2 protein-coding genes are annotated in these 3,555 nt (G+C 60.6%); both read right to left on the reverse strand.

All coding sequences use genetic code 11. The features are described from left to right. On the reverse strand, positions 1-848 hold an 848-nt coding region (locus tag VJ604_RS14220; protein WP_324083568.1), incomplete at its 3' end, for a DUF362 domain-containing protein. A 735-nt stretch (positions 849-1,583) separates the two neighbouring features. Further along, positions 1,584-3,386, reverse strand: coding sequence for an ATP-dependent zinc metalloprotease FtsH (gene ftsH / locus VJ604_RS14225; protein WP_324083570.1), 1,803 nt, complete (start codon positions 3,384-3,386; stop codon positions 1,584-1,586). Positions 3,387-3,555: the final 169 nt, after the last annotated feature.

Raw genomic sequence — 3,555 nt, forward strand, 5'->3', positions numbered from 1 at the left:
ATCTCGCCCAGTCCCCGCTTATGGGCCGCCACGGTGACGGAGATGTCTTCGGGACGGTGACCAAAGAGCGTGGTGGCGTAGGCATCCGCCGCCACGATGTCGGTGGAGGCGAGCACCTTGTGGAGCGCCTTTACGTCGTGCAGGTTGCCACCCTGCGGGCCGTGGGCGGTCAGTACGCGGGTCGCGTCAACCACCACCAGGTGGCTCTTCAGGACGCTGTTCACGTCGGAGAGGGCCTCGTCGATGTTCTTGTGGATGGCGCCGCGGTTGCCTCCCATGACACCCATCACGTTCTTCAGCCCGAGAGTCAGCTTGGTAAGCGAGTGGTGCTTGGCGACCGGGACGTTGATGAAGACGTCGGCGTTCAGCGCCTCGTCGTATAGTTCCCACTCGCTCAGCACCTTCCCTTTCAGGGCCACCTTCTTGAAGCGCTCGGGCTCGATGTATTTCAGGTCGACGTTCTTCATCCCCTTGAGGGCGGCCGAGATCCCGCTGTTGACGTAGCAGCGGCGCTCGTCGTTGCAGGTGCGGTCGAAGACCTTCACCTTTTTGGCGCCCGCCTTGAGAGCCTCCTCCACCACTGCCCGCACCACGATGGGATTGGTGTTGGCCGCCTGCTCCGAGGTCCTGTCCCAGCCCATGTTCGGCTTGACCACCACCACGTCGCCACTCTTCACAAACCGCTTCATGCCCCCCAACGCAGCGATGGCGTTCCTGGTGACCTGAGCGTAGTCGCTCCCCTCGGCGACCGCCACCACCGGCCCGACGGCCGCCCTCGCCTCGTCCAGCAGCCAGCGGTGAAAAAACGCGGAGAGCCCGAGAAACTTCAAGAAAGACCTTCGTTTCATTCTTTCATCCTCCTGACAGTGAGATCAAACAGCGAGATTAAACAGCGAGATTAAGATTGAGATTGAGACTGAGATAAGATTCGGTTGTTGCCTTTCTTAACCTTAATCTTAATCTCGACTTGCTCCTCTCTTGTCTGCCTTTAGGTGCAACTGACAGTGCAGGCATCTGCGCAGATACAAAAGGGTCATGCCATTTACGTGGAAATAGTTGCCGCAGCGGGGACACCTTGCCACCGCGGATATGGCCGTCACGGTCAAAAGGACCAGGAACCAGCCAAAGAAAACGGGGAGTGTTTTGTTGAAGGAGTGGGTGATTTCCTGCGTGATGCACATGGTCGGCAAGTAGACGATGATCACCGCCCATACCATCCAACGCCGGCGACGGATCTTGCTGAGCCCTTTGTGTATGAGAAGAGGGTCCTCGACCTCGCCGGTCGCCGGCTCAGCTTGCACGTCGGGCTGACTGTTCTCCAAAAAACACCTCGCTGAATGAGGAGCGGCCTTGCCCGCGGCTACCGCAAAGAAAAAGAACGTCTAATACATACCATTTACTTCCTGCCACGGCAACAGTTAACAGTCGCCCACCTGGCCCATCTGCACATGCCTGCCCGGCCCGCGACTACCCCACCCCTCTCCGAGATAAGAGCGACAGCGTGGCTGAAAAAATAAAAGGGGCGAATGGCAGTCACGGCCATTCGCCCCTTTTTTCGTGTTATTCCCTTACCTTCTTCCCTTCTACCCCTGCACTGCCGGAAACTCGAGCCCCGCCTTCCTGAAGTGCGGCGCGATCACCTCGTCGATCTCCGGACTGTCCAGCGTCTCCTTGGCCACCAGTTCCTCGGTGAGAGCCTTGAGCGCGTCCATGTGGGTGGTCAAAAGGCCGATCACTTCCGTATAGCAGCCGGTCACGATGGAGCGGATCTCGGAATCGATCTCCAGCGCGGTGGTGTCGCTGAAGTTCTTGCCGGTATGGCCGGCGCTGGGGTCGGTGCTCTCGTGGTTGCCGAAGGCGACGGGTCCGAATGCCTTGGACATCCCCCACTCGCAGACCATCTTCCTGGCGGTGTCGGTAGCCCGGGCCAGGTCGTTGCCCGCCCCGGTGGTGGTTGTGCTGAAGATCAGCTCCTCGGCTGCGCGGCCACCCATCAGGACCTTCAGGTGGGCGTCCAGCATCTCTTTGGTGTAGCAGTAGATGTCCTCGGTGGGGATCTGCAGGGTCACGCCGAGCGCCCGCCCACGTGGGACGATGGAAACCTTGTGGACCGGGTCCGCCCCCGGGACGAGCTTGGCGACCAGCACGTGCCCGGCCTCGTGATAGGCGGTGGAGAGCTTCGATTTCTCGGAGAGCACCAGCGACTTCTTCTCGGCACCCATCAGGAGCTTGTCGCGGGCGCTGTCGAAGTCGGCCATCTCGACCTCACCCTTGTTGGCGCGGGCAGCAAGGATGGCGGCCTCGTTCACCACGTTGGCGAGGTCGGCGCCGGAGAGGCCGGGGGTGCCGCGGGCGATCACCCGCAGGTCCACCTCGGAAGCGAGCGGCACGTTCTTGGCGTGTACCTTCAGGATCTCCTCGCGTCCCCTGATGTCCGGTGAGGGGACCGTCACCTGACGGTCGAAGCGTCCGGAGCGAAGCAGCGCAGGGTCCAGGACCTCGGGACGGTTGGTGGCGGCCAGGACCACCACGCCGGAGTTGACCGAGAAACCGTCCATCTCGACCAGCAGTTGGTTGAGGGTCTGATCGCGCTCATCGCTGGCGCCGCCGGCGGCGGCATCGCGCTTGCGCCCCACCGCGTCGATCTCGTCGATGAAGATGATGCAGGGAGCGGACTTCTTTCCCTGTGCGAAAAGGTCCCTCACCCGGGAGGCGCCTACCCCTACATACATCTCGACGAACTCCGAGCCGGACATGGCGAAGAAGGGAACGTCCGCCTCTCCCGCCACCGCCCTGGCCAATAGCGTCTTGCCGGTGCCCGGAGGCCCCACCAGCAGCACGCCGGTCGGCATCTTGCCGCCGAGGTTGGTGAACTTCTCGGGATCCTTGAGGAACTCCACCGTCTCCAGCAGTTCGGCCTTGGCCTCCTCGGCGCCGGCCACATCGTTGAACGAGGTCCTGGAGCGGGAGCCATCGACCAGCTTCCCCTTGCTCCGCCCGAAGCCGGTATATCTTCTGAACACCAGCAGAAGCGATCCTGCCACGATCAAGATAATGCTGATTTCGAACCATTTCGCTTCCCCCGCCGCCGGAGCGGAAGAGTAATCGATGTGCTTGGGCAGCAGCAAAGTGGAGAGTTCGGCCCCTTTCGGGAGATAGAACTGGTACTTCTGCCCGGTCTTGGCCTCGGCCGTGACCTGATCGCCCGCCGCCTTCACCCTGACGATAGCGCCGGCGTTGACCTTGTCGACGAAGGAGGTGAAGCTGATTTGATTGGCTGCCGTCGAGTCGTACTGCTTCCATAGGTGATATCCGAACAAGGAAGCTCCGGTGAGGCTCAGAACTGTTACCAGGATGAGCAAGCGAACCCTTTTTATGTTACCCATGATGCTCCTATTCCTATTTCGCAGGATGCAGAGTCGCCTCTGCCATTTTGGGTGACCGATCCCAGCGCAGGCTGAAATCGAAATTCGAGACGGTGAACGGGATCTATCCGAAGAGGTGGTTCCACAAAAAACGTCGGTGGAACAACTATTTTTACTAAATCCGGTGATT

Origin of the sequence: Geomonas sp. (genome assembly GCF_035254065.1) — a bacterium.
Lineage (GTDB): Bacteria > Desulfobacterota > Desulfuromonadia > Geobacterales > Geobacteraceae > Geomonas.